This is a genomic window from Pseudarthrobacter sp. NKDBFgelt (genome assembly GCF_046097905.1).
Lineage (GTDB): Bacteria > Actinomycetota > Actinomycetes > Actinomycetales > Micrococcaceae > Arthrobacter > Arthrobacter polychromogenes.
In genome coordinates this window covers 1-16,074 of the sequence record NZ_JBJURL010000087.1, presented here as the reverse complement: position 1 = coordinate 16,074, position 16,074 = coordinate 1, and the positions used below count along the sequence as shown (strand labels likewise).

Annotated in this window: 14 protein-coding genes; 8 read left to right on the top strand and 6 right to left on the bottom strand. The window is 67.1% G+C overall.

Annotated elements, in window-relative coordinates; genetic code table 11:
• Positions 1-155: 155 nt before the first annotated feature.
• Entirely contained in the window at positions 156-1,220 is a 1,065-nt protein-coding gene (gene ssd, locus ACKAE7_RS18050) for a septum site-determining protein Ssd (protein WP_321201521.1), read from the bottom strand.
• Positions 1,221-1,528: 308 nt separating this feature from the next.
• On the opposite strand from ssd, the gene ACKAE7_RS18045 reads away from it, so the two are divergent.
• The gene (locus ACKAE7_RS18045) at positions 1,529-3,247 is read left to right on the top strand and encodes a bifunctional 3'-5' exonuclease/DNA polymerase (RefSeq protein ID WP_408979922.1); all 1,719 of its coding nucleotides are present in this window, start codon (positions 1,529-1,531) and stop codon (positions 3,245-3,247) included.
• A gap of 159 nt (positions 3,248-3,406) precedes the next feature.
• Entirely contained in the window at positions 3,407-3,598 is a 192-nt protein-coding gene (locus ACKAE7_RS18040; protein WP_188812493.1) for a DUF1508 domain-containing protein, read from the top strand.
• Between the two features lie 3 nt (positions 3,599-3,601).
• On the opposite strand, the gene ACKAE7_RS18035 is transcribed toward ACKAE7_RS18040, so the two are convergent.
• From ACKAE7_RS18035 to ACKAE7_RS18025, 3 genes are all read right to left on the bottom strand, one after another.
• Positions 3,602-4,279: an NUDIX hydrolase gene (locus ACKAE7_RS18035; protein ID WP_408979921.1), complete on the bottom strand. Its 678-nt coding sequence runs from the start codon at positions 4,277-4,279 to the stop codon at positions 3,602-3,604.
• A complete protein-coding gene (gene nth, locus ACKAE7_RS18030) occupies positions 4,276-5,070 on the bottom strand; it encodes an endonuclease III (protein ID WP_191036191.1) in 795 nt (264 codons plus the stop codon). The genes ACKAE7_RS18035 and nth overlap by 4 nt, the downstream gene beginning before the upstream one ends.
• 68 nt (positions 5,071-5,138) lie before the next feature.
• On the bottom strand, positions 5,139-6,557 hold the full coding sequence (locus tag ACKAE7_RS18025) for a hypothetical protein (RefSeq protein ID WP_408979920.1): 1,419 nt from the start codon (positions 6,555-6,557) through the stop codon (positions 5,139-5,141).
• Between the two features lie 408 nt (positions 6,558-6,965).
• Here ACKAE7_RS18025 and acs point away from each other — a divergent pair, with 408 nt between their 5' ends.
• Positions 6,966-9,002 (top strand): acetate--CoA ligase, encoded by a 2,037-nt coding sequence (gene acs, locus ACKAE7_RS18020; protein WP_408979923.1) that lies wholly within the window; start codon positions 6,966-6,968, stop codon positions 9,000-9,002.
• 103 nt (positions 9,003-9,105) lie between these two features.
• Positions 9,106-9,894 (top strand): DeoR/GlpR family DNA-binding transcription regulator, encoded by a 789-nt coding sequence (locus ACKAE7_RS18015; RefSeq protein ID WP_310112772.1) that lies wholly within the window; start codon positions 9,106-9,108, stop codon positions 9,892-9,894.
• A 9-nt stretch (positions 9,895-9,903) separates the two neighbouring features.
• Here ACKAE7_RS18015 and ACKAE7_RS18010 read toward each other — a convergent pair whose 3' ends face one another.
• Complete coding sequence (locus tag ACKAE7_RS18010) at positions 9,904-10,923, bottom strand: LacI family DNA-binding transcriptional regulator (RefSeq protein ID WP_408979919.1); 1,020 nt, start codon at positions 10,921-10,923, stop codon at positions 9,904-9,906.
• A 10-nt stretch (positions 10,924-10,933) separates the two neighbouring features.
• Positions 10,934-12,139: a Gfo/Idh/MocA family protein gene (locus tag ACKAE7_RS18005; protein ID WP_408979918.1), complete on the bottom strand. Its 1,206-nt coding sequence runs from the start codon at positions 12,137-12,139 to the stop codon at positions 10,934-10,936.
• 215 nt (positions 12,140-12,354) lie between these two features.
• Here ACKAE7_RS18005 and ACKAE7_RS18000 point away from each other — a divergent pair, with 215 nt between their 5' ends.
• From ACKAE7_RS18000 to ACKAE7_RS17985, 4 genes are all read left to right on the top strand, one after another.
• Entirely contained in the window at positions 12,355-13,296 is a 942-nt protein-coding gene (locus ACKAE7_RS18000; RefSeq protein WP_251422695.1) for a carbohydrate ABC transporter permease, read from the top strand.
• A gap of 10 nt (positions 13,297-13,306) precedes the next feature.
• Complete coding sequence (locus ACKAE7_RS17995; RefSeq protein ID WP_174177184.1) at positions 13,307-14,233, top strand: carbohydrate ABC transporter permease; 927 nt, start codon at positions 13,307-13,309, stop codon at positions 14,231-14,233.
• 54 nt (positions 14,234-14,287) lie between these two features.
• The gene (locus tag ACKAE7_RS17990) at positions 14,288-15,628 is read left to right on the top strand and encodes a sugar ABC transporter substrate-binding protein (RefSeq protein ID WP_188812476.1); all 1,341 of its coding nucleotides are present in this window, start codon (positions 14,288-14,290) and stop codon (positions 15,626-15,628) included.
• Between the two features lie 173 nt (positions 15,629-15,801).
• On the top strand, positions 15,802-16,074 hold a 273-nt coding region (locus ACKAE7_RS17985), incomplete at its 3' end, for a hypothetical protein (protein WP_408979917.1).

Sequence of the window (16,074 nt, the reverse complement as noted above, 5' to 3'; positions counted from 1 at the left end):
CGTGTTCCTCTTCCAGCTGGTGGGAATCTGGAACAACTACTTCCTGCCGCTCGTGATGCTGTCCGACTCCGGGCTGTCCTGGCCCGCGTCCAGGAACCGCGCCCGCCGCCGGGCTCCCGTCTCCGGGCCCGGCGCCCCAGCGCCCGCCCGGTAACTCATTCGGGTCCTCCCGGAGCCAGCCCGTCCCCGAGGAGGTCCAGCACGGAAGCCGCGAAATGCCGGACCGCCCGCCGCTTTCCCAGCTCAAGGAGGCGGCCTGATTCCATGGCTCCAGCAACTCCGCGCAGCTCAGGCACCCGTCCCTGGACCGGAAGTCCGATGGCCTCGGCGATCAGGGGACCATCCAGCGCTGCGCCGGACTTGCCACGGACCAGGAGGGCAGCCTCAACCGGGGGAAACTCCTGGAGCAGCCGCACGGCGGCGACAGCAGCCTTGAGCTGCGCCGGAACCACCATGGCGATGCGGTCGCAGTCCCAGGCGAACGTATGGATGGGGTCGGCTCCCCGGCCAATGTCCACCACCACCAGCTCATACCCGCGGCGGGCAGCATCAAGGATGCCTGCGGTGGCGGCAGCGGCGACGGGTACCGGCTGCTCCCGGCTGGCAGGCCACGACAGGAACGAGAACCCGCCCGCAACAGGCAGCGAGTCCGCAAGCTGGATGGGATCGATGCTGCCCCTGGCCTCGGAAAGGTCGGGCCAGCGCAGGCCGGGGTTCTCTTCGGCGGCCAGGGCCAGTTCCAGCCCGCCGCCCCAGGGATCCCCATCCACCAGCAGCACCCGCGCTCCGAGACCGGCCGCCGCCTGGGCGATCCAGATCGCAGCCGTGGTGGCCCCGGCACCCCCGCAGCCGCCGGTCACGCCAAGGATCACCCCGCCTGGACCGGGTGAGCGGGACCGGCTGAGATGGTCGGCGAGCCAGGCTGCAGCATCGGGCAGGACAGCAACCCGTTCTGCGCCGAGGACAGCCGCGAGATGCCACAGGCTGTCACCTTCGCCGTCGAGTCCCACCAGGACAGCCGGGGCCCGCCGTCGCGGGGGCAGCTCCCGGATGTCGCTTCCCACCAGCACGGCTGCGGCCCCGTCCCAATGCCTGCCTCCTTCTGCTGCGTTGGCTGCAACGCGCAGCTGCGCCCCGGCAGCCGCCACGATCCGCTCCACCTCCGCACGAAGGACAGTGGAGGACGTCACCAGCAGGATGTCCTCACCACCGTCCGGCAGCCACGCGTCCCCGTTTACCCCCGCAGCGCCCACCGGCCCGAGGACACCAGGCCGTGAGGGTCCCGGCGGTCCCTCCCCGAGCGGGCCGCCGACGGCACCGAAATGGGAAGTGTCAGGGTGGGAAGTGTCAGGGTGGGACGGGTCAGGGTGGGACGGGATCAGCTGGTGCCTGCTCATACAGCCACTCTCCGCCCCTAAAACACAGCGGGTAAGGGGTCCAGCCACGTATGTGGAAAACCAGGTCCGGCAAGCCGGCAACCCCGCACCGATGGGCACGGGCAGCCCCGGAAACAAGGCAGAATGGGACCATGTATCTCCTGCTCGCCGCCCACCCCCACGGCGCGGCCTTGCAGGAACTCACGCAGGCTGGGCAGCCCCTGCCGGCCACGCCGGAACCCCGGCTGGTCAGCACCGGCGATCTTCCCGCCGTCGTTCGTCACTTCGAAAGCCGCCGGCCGGGCGGGCAGCCGCCCCGTTGGATCTGGCACCGCACCCAGGACTGGTACCCGGCCCTGCTGGCAGCCGGCGTCGAGCTGGAAAGGTGCTACGACCTCAGCCTCTGCGGCAACATCCTGGCGTTCTCCCGGTTCACCGGGCACACGGACTACGCCAGGAATACGGAACGGGTGGTGGTTGAGGATCCGCTCCAGCCGCCCCGGACGCTGCAGCCGCCGCCTCCCCCGGCAGACCAGGGCGCCCTGTTCGATGCTCCCGCGATCCGGCCGGAAAAACGCCGCAGCCCGGAAGAGCTTCGTGCTGAATACGCTGCCCAGCAGGTGGCGCTTGCCTCGGTCAGTCCGGAGGAGAACCAGCGCAGCCGCCTGCAGCTGCTGCTGGCAGCCGAGTCCGCTGCTGCCATGATCGCCGCCGAGATGCAGCACGCCGGCGTCCCCTGGAGCGAAGACCTGCACGGGCAGATCCTCGCCGACCATCTCGGCCCCCGGCCTCCCCTGGGCCAGCGCCCGGCCAGGCTTGAGGCGCTGAACCAGGAGCTGCGCGGACTCCTGAACGCACCCACGCTGAATCCTGACTCCCCGCAGGACCTGATGCGTGCCTTGCACCGCAACGGGATAGAGGTCAAAAGCACCAGGAAGTGGGAGCTGAGGGAATCCACCCACCCCGCCATTGAGCCGTTGCTCGCCTACAAACAGCTTTCCCGCCTGCACACAGCCAACGGCTGGGCCTGGCTGGACGCCTGGGTGGACGGTGGCAGGTTCCGACCCGAGTACGTGGTGGGTGGCGTGGTGTCCGGCCGCTGGGCGTCGCGCGGCGGCGGCGCCCTTCAAATTCCGCGCCAGATCCGCGGCGCAGTCCATGCCGATCCGGGCTATAAGCTCATCGTCGCGGATGCCTCCCAGCTGGAACCGCGCGTCCTGGTGGCCCTCGCCCGCGACCCTTCCATGGCAGAGGCCGCCCGGAACCAGGACCTCTACGCGGGCATTGCTGCCAAGGGATTCGGCGGGGACCGGGCAAAAGCGAAGATGGCTTTGCTGGGGGCCATGTACGGCGCCACCTCCGGCGAGGCCGGCCGCCTCATGCCGCAGCTCGCGAAAACTTTCCCCCGGGCAGTGGACTTTGTTGAGCAGGCGGCCCGCACCGGCGAGGCCGGCGGAACGGTCACCACCCGGCTGGGGCGGAGCAGCCCGCCGCCGTCGGAACGGTGGTTCCAGAGCCAGCGGTCCGCCTCTGCCGAGGAGCAGCGGCGGGCTGAATCGATCGCCCGTTCGCGGGGTCGCTTCACCCGCAACTTTGTTGTCCAGGGTTCGGCTGCGGACTGGGCGGCGTGCTGGCTGGCGGAATTACGACGCCGGCTGCGCACCCTCCGGGCCGGCGGCCACATCAACGCGGAACTCGTCTTCTTCCTGCACGACGAGGTGATGGTTCATGCGCCGGCGGAAGCGGTGGACGCCTGCATCGCCGCCATTGAAGAGGCGGCCAGCGCCGCCAAGGAACTGCTGTTCGGGCCAATCCCGGTGGAGTTTCCCGTCAGTGTGGCCGTTGTTGATTCCTACGACAACGCGAAATAGGTCCGCCACTCGGGCGCCGCGGGGACGTTCTGACCCCCGAAGTAACCTACCCGGGAGTAGCTCGCCAGAGGCTTGTGACGCGGGCTATGGTCGAAGTGGCGACTGAGGCAGATCGGTCAAAAGCTGATGCAACGACGCATTCCAGGGGAGGTCCGGCATATGGCGGGCAGGTTCGAAATTCATCGAGTAGGGGACGAGGCCTACCGGCTGCGGCTCACGGACGCAGAGGGCAACACGGTTGCCGTCTCACCCAAGTTCAAGTCCCTCAACACAGTGCTTGAGGGCGTCAAGGCAGTCCGGGAGAACGCCGCCACAGGAATTGTGGTGGATCTTCGCCAGCAGCAGGCCTGAGGGCTAAACGCCCATCCGGTGGAGCCGGCTCCGGTCCCACGGGACGGCCCAGCCCAGCTGCTCGAACAACCCGTTCAAGACAATTCCGGTAAAACCCCACACCACTACACCGTTCACCGTGAAGGCCGGGCTGTCGAAGCTGCGCCCGGCACGGTGGACGGTTGCCATCACGCGGTTGTCCGGGTCCAGCAGGTCACGGACGGGGACCCGGAACACCTGGGCCGACTCGGCATAGTCCACCACACGGACAGGTGACGGCAAGCGCCACCAGCCCAGCACCGGGGTGACCAGGAAGTTGCTGTGGGCGAGCCCCAGCTCCTGCAGGGTGCCAAGGACCTCCACACCGCCCGAATCAAGGCCGGTTTCCTCTTCGGCCTCGCGCAAAGCTGCCTGAACCGGCGTTTCCCGGGCGTCAATGGCGCCGCCCGGGAACGCCACCTGCCCCGGGTGCGAACCCAGGGTGTGGGCGCGCTCCAGCAGGAGGACGTCAAGATCGGCCGGTGCCAGGGGCTTGCCCGAGACAGCCGGGACGTCATCAAGGGCGCCAAAAAGCATCAGCACCGCCGCCCTCCTGGCCTGTTCGGCATCCACCGTCAGGGCTGCCCAGAGGGGATCCGGCGCGGCAGCGGTTCCGGATTTCGCCCGGTGCGCCAGGTGCAGCAGGTCCTCGCGCGCGCTCACGGTGTCCTCTGCTGGGATGCCATCCGGATTTCGGCGGCCCTGTGGGTCTCGGCCAGCAACTGATCCAGCAGCGCCTCGCTGCCGGGCGCGAGCTCGTACTTCAGGAGCTTGGCTGCCTTTGCGGGGTCTGTTTCGCCCAGCCCGAAACTGGGGCACCAGGTGGCCACGGGGCAGGCCCCGCACGCGGGCTTCCGCGCGTGGCATACCCGCCGCCCGTGGAAGATCACCCGGTGGGACAGCATGGTCCAGTCCTTGCGGTCGAACAGCTCGGCCACGTCATGCTCGATCTGGACGGGGTCATCAGACTGCGTCCAGCCGAAGCGGTTGGCCAGCCGGGCGAAGTGGGTGTCCACCGAGATGCCGGGGATGCCGAAGCCGTTGCCGAGCACCACGTTGGCCGTTTTGCGTCCCACGCCCGGCAGCGTGACCAGGTCCTCCAGCCGGCCCGGGACCGCCCCGTTGTATTCGTCCACCAGGCGGGTGCACAGGGCAATGACGTTCCTGGACTTGGCCCGAAAGAACCCGGTGGGCTTGAGGATCGTCTCAAGGTCCGCGGGATCCGCCTCGGCCAGGGCCCGCGCGTCCGGGTAGCGGGCGAACAACACCCTGGTGACCTGGTTAACGGTGACGTCCGTGGTCTGGGCCGAAAGTACCGTGGCCACGAGCAGTTCGAACGGGTTGCGGAAATCGAGCTCCGCGTGGGCGTACGGGTATTTCTCCGCCAGGGCCCTGTTGATCCGCCGGGCCCGTCTTTTCAGTGCCAGCACGGATTCGGAGGACACCACGGGCATGCCGGCTGACTGGCCGGCGGATACCTTGGCTCCGCCGGCCCTGGGAGCCCTGGCCTCCCCCATGGAGATCAGCCGCGCTCGATGTTGCTGAGGTCCCGCAGGACACCCAGCCGGCCATCAGTGTGCTGGACCAGGAACTCGTGGCCACGGTCCTCAAGCGCCAGGACCCAGCCGCCGGGCTCGATAACGAACGCCGGAGCCCCCGTGCGCGGGTCATAGGCGGTGCGGTGCTGCGCGACGGCAAACCAGAACGCCTCGTGAATGGGCTGTTCTTCCGATTCATCCGGACGGGTTGAGGGATCCACCGTGGCGCCGATGGGCTCCTCGGTACGGACCTGCTGGTGCACGGCGGTGGCAGGCGTCGGCTCCCAGCCGCTGCGCGCGCCCTGCCCTGAGGCGGCAGTGCCCTGGCCGGACGGGGCAGCCGGGTGCGTGCCGCCGTCGTGGTTTGCCGCGGCGTCCTGATGTGCTGCGGCAGCAGCTGAACCGGCGCCGGCCGTTGCCGGAACATCCCCCAGCCGGGTTTCCTCAGCGGCGGGCGTTGAAGAGGGGCGTACGACGTCGGCCGCCTGGGTTGCGGGGCCCGGGTCGCCTGCGGAAGTCCAGTCGGATACCTCGGGAGCGGTGGAGACAGGCGCAGCAGCGGTGGGGACGGCTGCCGTGGCAGGGCCGTGGGCCGCACCGGCCTGTCCGGCAGGACGCGGTGACCCTTGCTGCGCCGCCGGACCCTGGTGCCCCGCTGGTGCCGGCCCGTCAGCTGATCCGGGCTTCACCGCCGAGGATCCTGCGCCTGCGCCGCCGAACAGCCCCCCGCCGGACAGGATCTTCGAGCCGGGCCTGGAGTCTTTGGACCCCGGGGCGGTTTCTGCCTTCGGCTTCTTGGGCGCGCGGGGTTTCTGGATGGGAACAGCGGCCTCACGGGCCACCACGTGGGCGGGCACCTCGGCGCGGTCCTGGAAATCACTGGACAGATACGGCAGGAAACGGCCCAGCACTGTCGCCGCGAAGAGGACCAGGGAGCCGATCAGGCCCACCAGGAGGCTGGGTACGTAGGCGCCCGCCACGGAGACAAAGAAGAAGGCCACCGCAAAGGACGCAACCACTGATGCGAACTGGTCAATGGACAGGGAGCCGATCCGGATCTTCGTGGCCGGGGACAGCCTGCGGGCTGCAAAGAGCGCGCTGACGATCAGGGGCAGGACGATACCCAGCCCCAGGAAGAACAGGTTGTTAAGGTTCCACAGGTTGTACCGGGCGCCGAAGATCGGCAGCAGGGAGGCAACAAAAAGGATCAGCGTGCCGCCGAAGACGGTCAGGTCCCGGATGGTGAACGGACCCAGCACTGCCTCGTTGGCGTTGGAGGCCTTGCCCGCGGCGGGGGCCTTGCCCACGGCGGCCTGGGATCCTGGCCCTTCAGCGGTTCCGGCACCGTGGCCGGAACCTGCCGTGTCGGGGCCGGTCTTCTGGCCGAAGCTTTGCTGGTTCATTCTGCTCTCCTTAGCGTGGCGGCACCGGGCCCTGTGTGGTCCCCACATCGTGCCGTCTTGACGGCGGTTCCCGCGTGGCCAGGCCTTTGTGGTACCTGGCCAACACGGCCCGCAGTGAAGTCACAATTCCATCCCAGCCTAGTCAAGGGCCAGGCCGATCACTAGCTGGCCACGCACCGCGGGGGCGGCAGCCAGCTGCCCTGGAAAACCATTCACCGCTTAATAAATGCCGTTCACGGGCTGCCGTGTGACACCGCACACATCACCGCCAGCCAAAGCATTAGTCTTGATTCCGGAACAGCTCTTTGCGGAATGTCCGTGACCAGCCGGTGCCCGGCGTCGTGCAGGCGGCGGAGCCCGGCCAGCGGACATCCCGCCCAGCAAAGATCGATGAATGATGAGGTTCACATGTCCCAGGACACTACAAGCGCCGTCGTAGACGCTTCCGCAAGCACAGGGCAGCCCGGGCCAGCCAAGGGAGCTGGGCAGGGCGATGCCTTTGAAAACCTGCTTCATGAGACCCGCAAGTTTGCGCCTTCACCCGAGTTCGCTGCTGACGCCGTCGTCACCGCCGCGGAGTATGAGGACGCCAACGCAGACCGTCCCGCGTTCTGGGCGAAGAAGGCCCGTGAGCTGCTGACGTGGGACAAGGACTTCGACCAGGCCCTGGACTGGTCCAACCCGCCCTTCGCCAAATGGTTCGTCGGCGGGGAGGTCAACGCCGCGTACAACGCACTGGACCGTCACGTGGAGAACGGCCTGGGCGACCGGGTGGCCATCTACTTCGAGGGCGAACCCGGGGACACGAGCACCTACACCTATGCGCAGCTGACCGAAGAAGTGAAGAAGGCCGCCAACGCCTTCGAATCCCTGGGTGTGGCCAAGGGCGACCGCGTAGCCGTGTACCTGCCGATGATCCCCGAAGCCGTCATCACCCTCCTGGCCTGCGCCCGGATCGGCGCCGTTCATTCCGTGGTGTTCGGCGGCTTCTCCTCCGAGGCGCTCCGCTCGCGGATCGACGACGCCGAAGCCAAGCTCGTGGTCACCGCGGACGGCACGTACCGGCGCGGCAAGCCCAGCGCCCTGAAGCCCGCCGTCGATGAAGCGTTGGCCCACAAGGGAGACGGAAACGGCCACACGGTGCAGAACGTCGTGGTGGTTAAGCGCAACGGCCAGCACGTTGACTGGCACGAGGGCCGGGACCACTGGTGGGACGACACCGTCGGGCAGGCATCCACCGAGCACACCGCCGTGGGCCACGATTCCGAGCACCCGCTGTTCATCCTCTACACCTCCGGCACCACCGGAAAGCCCAAGGGCATCCTGCACACCACCGGCGGGTACCTCACCCAGACCGCCTACACGCACAGGGCGGTGTTCGACCTGCATCCGGAAACGGACGTGTACTGGTGCACGGCCGACGTCGGCTGGGTCACCGGCCATTCCTACGTCGCGTACGCGCCGCTCATCAACGGCGCCACCCAGGTGATGTACGAGGGCACCCCGGACTCCCCGCACCAGGGCCGCTGGTGGGAGATCATAGAGAAGTACAAGGTTTCCATCCTCTACACCGCCCCCACCGCGATCCGGACGTTCATGAAGTGGGGCAGGGAGATCCCGGACAAGTACGATCTGTCCTCCCTCCGGGTCCTTGGCTCGGTGGGCGAATCCATCAACCCAGAGGCCTGGATGTGGTACCGGAAGGTCATCGGCGGGGACAAGACCCCCATCGTGGACACTTGGTGGCAGACCGAGACCGGCGCCCAGATGATCGCCCCGCTCCCCGGGGTTACCGCCACCAAGCCCGGCTCCGCCCAGGTCCCGCTCCCCGGCATTGCGGTGGACGTGGTGGACGAAATGGGCGAATCCGTGCCCAACGGCCACGGCGGCTTCCTGGTGATCCGGGAGCCGTGGCCGGCCATGCTCCGCGGCATCTGGGGCGATCCCGAACGCTTTAAGGACACCTACTGGTCCCGGTTCGAGACCATGTATTTCGCCGGGGACGGCGCCAAGAAGGACGAGGACGGCGACATCTGGCTCCTCGGCCGGGTGGATGACGTCATGAACGTCTCCGGTCACCGGCTCTCCACCACGGAAATCGAATCGGCACTGGTGTCCCACCCCGCCGTGGCCGAGGCCGCCGTTGTGGGTGCAGCGGACGAGACCACCGGCCAGGCCGTCGTCGCGTTCGTCATCCTCCGCGGCGACGCGGTGGATTCCGGGGACGCCATCGTCCAGGAACTCCGCAACCACGTGGGCAAGGAGATCGGCCCCATCGCCAAGCCGAAGGCCATCCTGGTGGTCCCGGAACTGCCCAAGACCCGCTCCGGCAAGATCATGCGCCGCCTGCTCAAGGACGTCGCCGAAGGCCGGGACCCGGGAGACGCCACCACCCTCTCGGACCCGACCATCATGCAGCAGATCGCAGCGTCCCTCAGGAAATAAGGCGGAAGGGGACTTTACGACGGCGGCGCCTGGCTCACAGCCGGGCGCCGCCGTCGTCGTATGCTGGGAGCAGACCCGCCCCCTGCCCTGAAGGATCGCCCTGATGCTCGCCGTCGCCCGCCACCAGGCCATTTTGGACGCTCTCCAGCGGGAGCGGGTTGTCCGGGTGTCCGACCTGGCCCAGCAGCTGGGTGTGTCCCTGATGACGGTCCGCCGTGACATCGAGGTGCTGGAGGAGGGCGGCCGCCTGGAGCGCATCCACGGCGGCGCGAAAATCCCTGGCGACACGAGCACCCATGAGCCCGGATTCGACCTCAAGTCGACGCAGCTGACGGCGGAGAAACGCGCCATCGCGGTGGAGGCGGCCTCGCTGGTGCAGGAGGGAATGGCCGTGGGTCTCAGCGCCGGAACCACCACCTGGGCGCTGGCCAAGGAGCTGGTGAACGGCCCGCAGATCACGGTGGTCACCAACTCGGTCCGCATCGCAGACCTGTTCCACCACGCGGCGTCGGCCGGTTCTGCCCGGTACGCCTCCACGGTGATCCTCATTGGCGGCGAGCGCACGCCCTCTGACGCCCTGGTGGGCCCCATCGCCACCGGAGCCCTGAAGCAGCTGCACCTGGACATGCTGTTCCTGGGCGTCCACGGGATGGATGCCGACGCCGGCTTCACCACTCCCAACCTGCTCGAAGCGGAAACGGACCGGGCCTTTGTGGCCGCGGCGCGCAAGACTGTGGTCCTCGCCGACCATACGAAGTGGGGCCTGCTGGGCATCAGTTCCATTGCGTCGCTGGACGAGGTGGACGAGGTCATCAGCGATTCCGGGCTGGGGGCCGAGGCGCAGCGCGTCCTCCAGGAACAGGTGGGCAGGCTGCGGCTCGCGGCCGTGTAGGAGCCCCTCCTAGGGGCAGCCGCAGGACTGTCGGACGTGCAGGGTGGTGGGGAAGATCCGGTGCCGGGGCTTCTCGCCGCGGCTGGCCCCCACCAGTGCGGCCACCGCCGCCTCCGCCATCGCGGCCACGGGCTGCTCCACCGTGGTCAGCGGAGGCCAGGAGTATTCAGACTCGGCAGAACCGTCAAAGGACGCCACGGCCATCTGGCCGGGGACGGACAGCCCGGCTTCATGGACCGCGCGGAGCAGCCCGATGGCCTGCATGTCCGAGGTGGCAAAGATGGCCGTGGGCCGGTTGACGGACGCCAGGAGGCGCTGCCCGGCGGTGTAGCCGCCGGGACGGGTGAAGGCGCTGTACACGATCGGCCCCTCGGGCAGGCCTGCCTCCTGCAGGGCCTCCCGCCAGCCGACTTCACGGCCGTCAGTGGCGCCGGAGACGTTGGTGCCCATGGCGAGGCCGATGTTGGTGTGGCCGTGCCCGACCAGGTGTTCCACGGCGATCCGGGCTCCGGCTGCGAGGTCCACGCCGATGCTGTTGAAACCGGGGGCGTCCCGTTCCTGGTTGAGCAGGACCGAGGGGATCTCGGCCGTTTCCAGGACTTCCAGGTCGGGTTCGAAAAGGACACTGGCCAGGAGCACGCCATCCACCTGCCTGGCGGCGAGGTTGCGGATGTTGCGCCGTTCCTTGGCAAGGTTTCCGTCAGAGTTGCCCAGCACCAGCGCGTATCCCAGGGCGGCGGCGGCGTCCTCAACGGCGTGGGAGAACAGGGCGAAGAACGGGTTGGAGATATCCGGGACCACGAGCCCCAGCGTCTCGCTGGAGCCCAGCTTGAGTGCCCGCGCCGCAGCATTGGGGCGGTAGCCCAGGACGCGGATGGCATCCTGCACCTTGGCTTCGGTGGCGGGCGCCACCTTCTTGGGCCCGCCGTTGACAACGTAACTGACGACGGCGGTGCTGACGCCGGCGTATCTCGCCACGTCCTTGCGCGTCACCGGGCCCCGCGAAGCCTGCACTGCCGGAGTAGTCATGCTGTCCATGTTATGTACCGGTACCCGGTGCATCGCCAAAGTCACGGATGGGAAGCCGCTCGCCGTTTTGCAGGGCGGACTGGTGCGCCACGATTCCCGGGAGCGTAAAGCGGGCGGCAAGCCAGGCGTTCACCGGGGGCAGGGTGCCGTTGTTGACCGCCGTCACGAAATCGTCCACCAGGAAATGATGGCTGCCTTCGTGCCCGTTGGGCGCGCCCAGGAACTCCTCCGGGAGCCTCCCGGGATCATGGACCGGAGCCAGGCCGGAGACAAAGGCGTCCCTCAGCTCTGGCGCAACGTTCGCAAGGGACGGGTCGTCGAGGGGGATGCTGGGCCGGGTTTCCATCTGCTCGGAGATGTCGTGGACGTTCTGCTTGTCCTGCCAGACGGACACCTTGGCGAGCTGCTCGAAGCTGGCCTCCGTTCCGAAGAACCGGAACCTGGACTCGCGGATGTGTGAAGGGTAGCCCACCCGGCGCATCTCGTTGGTGCGCATCACGCCGCCGTCGTTCAGCTCGAAGAGGGCGGTGGCGTTGGAGAAGTCGTTCCCGAACATGCTGACATCCTTGTCAAAGACGCCGTCGTTGCGGTTATCCCTGACGCCCACGCAGCTGACGCTCACAGCATGGGCGGGGACGGCACCCAGCACACCGCCCACGGCATGGGTGGGGTACAGCATGGGCGGGTAGCTGGCGGTTTCCTTCCACCGCTCCCCTCCGCTGTACTGGTAGGCCTCGTAGAAGCCCAGGTCCATGTCATGGACGTAGTCGCCTTCGGCGTAGAAGATGCGGCCGAACTTCCCGTCAGCGAGCTGCTTGCGGGCATAAACAGTGGCCGGGTTGTAGTAGCTGGTCTCACCCATCATGTACACCAGTCCGGTGTCACGGACGGCCTGGATGATTGCTGCGATCTCTTCTTCCGAGACCGCCATGGGGACGGCCGAGTAGACGTGCTTGCCGGCACGCAGGGCCTGCTCCACCAGGGGACCATGCGTCCAGCGCTGCGTGAAGATGGCCACGGCATCCACGTCGGAGGCCAGGAGCGCGTCGAAGCTCTCCTTCACGCCCGCCAGGCCGTACCGGGCCACGGCCTCTGCCGCCCGTTCCGGAAGCTCGTCGGCCACATACACAGCGCTGACGCCGGGGTGGAGATTGAACAGGTGGGCGAACTGGCTGCCGAACTGGCCTGCTCCTACTACGCCGAGTGAAAACGTCATTGTTTGCCTTCCGTGGGGGGCTGGTTGGGGGTCGCCGGGCAAGCGCTGTCCTCCAGGAACTCCAGTGTTCCACCCGCATCTACTCGAGTCAACAGGCCAGCGAATGGACAAACCGACCGGATTACAGAGCAAAAGTAACCTCTTGCCCTTCCAAATCTACTCGTGTAGATTACAGGGCAGTTGTTACCCCCATCACAGTCAGGAAAGGGTCGAAGATGACCACCCTTGCCAAACACTCCAGGTCCGCTTCCGCGGCTTCGGCCTCCCCGAAGCCGCAGGGAAGCCACCGCCGCCTCGGGGACCTCAAGATCGCCCTGCTGTTCATCGCACCGGCGATGATCGGATTCGTTGTTTTCTACGTCCTGCCCACCGTCCGGGGCATCTACCTCAGCTTCACCGAATACAACATCCTCGGTGACCCGGAATGGGTCGGCATGGACAACTACGTGGCCATCGCCGCGGACCCGCTGTTCTGGAACTCGCTGGCCGTCACCGGGCAGTACGTGTTCCTCAACATCCTCCTCCAGACGGCCCTGGCCCTTGGCCTTGCCCTCCTGATGCACAACGTGGCCAAGTCCACCATCATCCGGGGCACCCTGCTCCTGCCGTACCTGATGTCCAACGTCATCGCCGCACTGCTGTGGTTCTGGATGCTGGACTACCAAATCGGCGTGGTGAACCAGTTCATCGAGTGGAGCGGGCTGCCCCGCGTCGCCTTCTTCGGCAGCGAGGCGTGGGCCATTCCCACCCAGGCGCTGATCAACACCTGGCGCCACATGGGCTACACGGCCCTGCTGATCTTCGCCGGCCTCCAGGCCATCCCCAGCCACGTCTACGAAGTGGCCAAACTGGACGGCGCGTCAGCATTCCAGACCTTCCGGAAAATCACCATTCCCCTGCTGCGCCCGGTCCTTGTCCTGGTCCTCGTGGTGACCGTCATCGGCTCGTTCCAGGTCTTCGACACCGTGGCCGTGACCACTGCGGGCGGCCCGGTCAACGCCACCCGCGTCATCCAGTACTACATCTACCAGCGGGCCTTCACCGAGTCGGACTTCGGCTACGGATCCGCCATCGCCGTCATTCTCTTCCTCATCCTCGCCCTGGTGGCCTTCATCCAGATGAAGTTCCTCAAGGGCAACGAGTCGGACCTGGACTAAGGAGTCCCGCATGAGCACCACCGCAAGCCGCGCACCGCTGCCGGCCGCAACCCGCCGCCGTCGTCCTTTCAACGCCCGCCGCGCCGGCGCCTGGGCACTCCTCATCCTGGCCATCGCAGTCTCCGTCCTCCCCTTCCTGTGGGTCCTGCGCACTGCACTGTCCACCAACAACGCGCTGGCCTCGAACGCCACCAGCCTGCTGCCGGCCGAATTCACCCTGGGCGCCTTCAAACGGGTCTTCGGGCTTCAGTCCCCGGCGGAGGCCGTCGCCGAAGGCGGATCCGGTGCCGCCATCGACTTCTGGCTCTACCTGCGCAACTCGATCATCTTCTCCTCGATCACCACCGCCGGCGCCGTCTTTTTCAGCGCCATGGCCGCCTACGCGTTCTCCCGGCTGCGCTGGAAGGGCCGCAACGCCGTCTTCAGCCTGTTCCTCGGCACCATGCTGGTCCCGCCGATCTTCACCGCCCTGCCGAACTTCCTGCTCATCAAGAACCTGGACCTGCTCAACACCATGCTCGGCCTGGTCCTGCCGTACGTGTTCATGACCCCCTTCGCCATCTTCTTCCTCCGGCAGTTCTTCCTGAACATGTCCCGCGAAGTGGAGGAGGCGGCCATGCTCGACGGCGCCAAGCACCTGAGGATCTTCTTCCAGATCGTGCTCCCCAACGCCGCAGCCCCCATCGCCACGCTGGCGCTCCTCACCTTCATCGGCCAGTGGAACGAGTACTTCTGGCCACTGCTGGTGGCGTCGCAGGACGATGTCCGCGTCCTGCAGGTGGGCCTCGGCGTCTTCAAGTCCCAGTCCCCGCAGGGGGCACCGGACTGGTCCGGGCTGATGGCCGCAACCCTCATTTCGGCCCTCCCGGTGCTGATCCTCTTCGCCGCCTTCGGCAAGAAGATCGTCAACTCCATTGGCTTCTCCGGCATCAAATAAGCACACCCCACCCATCGCATCCCAGCGAACTCCACCCGAACGGAAAGTAGAACCATGAAGAAATCCCTCGGCGCCGTTGCCGTCGCCGCAGCTATGGCACTCTCCCTCTCTGCCTGCAGCGGATCCGCCTCATCCGAAGAAAGCGCCACTGGCGAAATCAGCTACTGGCTGTGGGACGCCAACCAGCTCCCCGCCTACCAGCAGTGCGCCGACGACTTCTCAAAGGCCAACCCGGACATCACGGTCAAGATCACCCAGCGCGGCTGGGACGACTACTGGAGCACCCTCACCAACGGCTTTGTTGGCGGCACCGCGCCGGACGTCTTCACCAACCACCTGGGACGCTACGGCGAACTGGCTGAGAACAAGCAGCTCCTGGCCATCGACGAGGCCGTCGAAAAGGACAACATCGATCTCTCCGCCTACAACGAGGGCCTCGCGGACCTGTGGGTGGGCCAGGACGGCAAGCGCTACGGCCTGCCCAAGGACTGGGACACCATCGGCCTGTTCTACAACAAGGCAATGCTCAGCGCCGCCGGCATCACCGATGACCAGATGAAGGACCTCTCCTGGAACCCCGAGGACGGCGGCAGCTACGAGAAGGTCATCGCCCACCTGACCGTGGACAAGAACGGCAAGCGCGGCGACGAGCCAGGCTTCGACAAGAACAACGTGGACGTCTACGGCCTGGGCCTGAACGGCGGCGGCGACTCCTCCGGCCAGACCGAATGGAGCTACCTCACCAACACCACCGGCTGGTCCCACACGGACAAGAACCCGTGGGGCACCAAGTACAACTACGACGATCCCCAGTTCCAGGAAAGCATGGAGTGGTTCGCCGGGCTGGCGGACAAGGGCTACATGCCCAAGCTCGAAACCACCGTTGGCGCGAGCATGGCTGACACCTTTGCTGCCGGCAAGTCCGCCATCAACGCGCACGGCTCCTGGATGATCGGCCAGTACACAGGCTACAAGGGCATCGAAGTGGGCATCGCCCCCACCCCGGTGGGCCCCGAGGGCGAGCGTGCGTCCATGTTCAACGGCCTGGCGGATTCCATCTGGGCCGGAACCGAGAAGAAGGACGCCGCCCTCAAGTGGGTTGAGTACCTCGCCTCGGCCGGCTGCCAGGACGTCGTAGCCTCCCAGGCCGTGGTGTTCCCCGCGCTCAAGGCGTCATCGGACAAGGCTGCCGAAGCCTTCCAGGCCAAGGGTGTTGACGTCACCGCGTTCACCGAGCACGTCAAGAACAAGACCACCTTCCTGTACCCCATCACGGACAACACCGCCAAGGTCAAGGGCATCATGGAGCCGGCCATGGACGCGGTCGTCTCCGGCAAGGCACCCGCCAGCTCCCTGACCCAGGCCAACGAACAGGTCAACGCCCTCTTCAAGTAGGCCCTGGCCCCTAATAGTGGCTGCGTTTGTGGTCGCAGTCACTGGGCTGGATGCCGCCGCCCCCTCCTCGCGGCGCGGCATCCAGCCTCCTTCCCCCCACTTCCTTGGCTTCAGCGAACACGACGCTCCAGCTCCTCCAGACGCACAGCACAACGACGAAAGAGATTTCCCCTATGGACCCCCTCCACCTCCGTTCCGCCGGGACCAGCCTGGTGATCAGCTTCGACAGCGGAGAGGCCGAGGTGGTCCACTGGGGCGCAGACCTGGGCGCGGACCTGCCGGACCTGGCCATCCTCACCGCCCCGGTCCCGCACTCCGCCATCGACGCACGCGTCCCCGCAGCGCTCCTCCCCCAGGCGTCGTCCTCCTGGCGCGGCCGGGCCCAGTTGGTCGAACTCTTCCCAAGGGTCCTGGTCCTGTCCCGTCACCCTCCGATTGTCCCAAAT

Excerpts from the sequence above, each read along its gene's own strand:
- ACKAE7_RS18000 (WP_251422695.1), top strand. The coding sequence starts at position 12,355 with ATGACCACCCTTGCCAAACACTCCAGGTCCGCTTCCGCGGCTTCGGCC.
- ACKAE7_RS18010 (WP_408979919.1), bottom strand. The coding sequence starts at position 10,923 with ATGACTACTCCGGCAGTGCAGGCTTCGCGGGGCCCGGTGACGCGCAAG.
- ACKAE7_RS17990 (WP_188812476.1), top strand. The coding sequence starts at position 14,288 with ATGAAGAAATCCCTCGGCGCCGTTGCCGTCGCCGCAGCTATGGCACTC.
- nth (WP_191036191.1), bottom strand. The coding sequence starts at position 5,070 with ATGCCCGTGGTGTCCTCCGAATCCGTGCTGGCACTGAAAAGACGGGCC.
- ACKAE7_RS17995 (WP_174177184.1), top strand. The coding sequence starts at position 13,307 with ATGAGCACCACCGCAAGCCGCGCACCGCTGCCGGCCGCAACCCGCCGC.
- acs (WP_408979923.1), top strand. The coding sequence starts at position 6,966 with ATGTCCCAGGACACTACAAGCGCCGTCGTAGACGCTTCCGCAAGCACA.
- ACKAE7_RS18040 (WP_188812493.1), top strand. The coding sequence starts at position 3,407 with ATGGCGGGCAGGTTCGAAATTCATCGAGTAGGGGACGAGGCCTACCGG.
- ACKAE7_RS18025 (WP_408979920.1), bottom strand. The coding sequence starts at position 6,557 with ATGAACCAGCAAAGCTTCGGCCAGAAGACCGGCCCCGACACGGCAGGT.
- ACKAE7_RS18005 (WP_408979918.1), bottom strand. The coding sequence starts at position 12,139 with ATGACGTTTTCACTCGGCGTAGTAGGAGCAGGCCAGTTCGGCAGCCAG.
- ACKAE7_RS18015 (WP_310112772.1), top strand. The coding sequence starts at position 9,106 with ATGCTCGCCGTCGCCCGCCACCAGGCCATTTTGGACGCTCTCCAGCGG.
- ACKAE7_RS18045 (WP_408979922.1), top strand. The coding sequence starts at position 1,529 with ATGTATCTCCTGCTCGCCGCCCACCCCCACGGCGCGGCCTTGCAGGAA.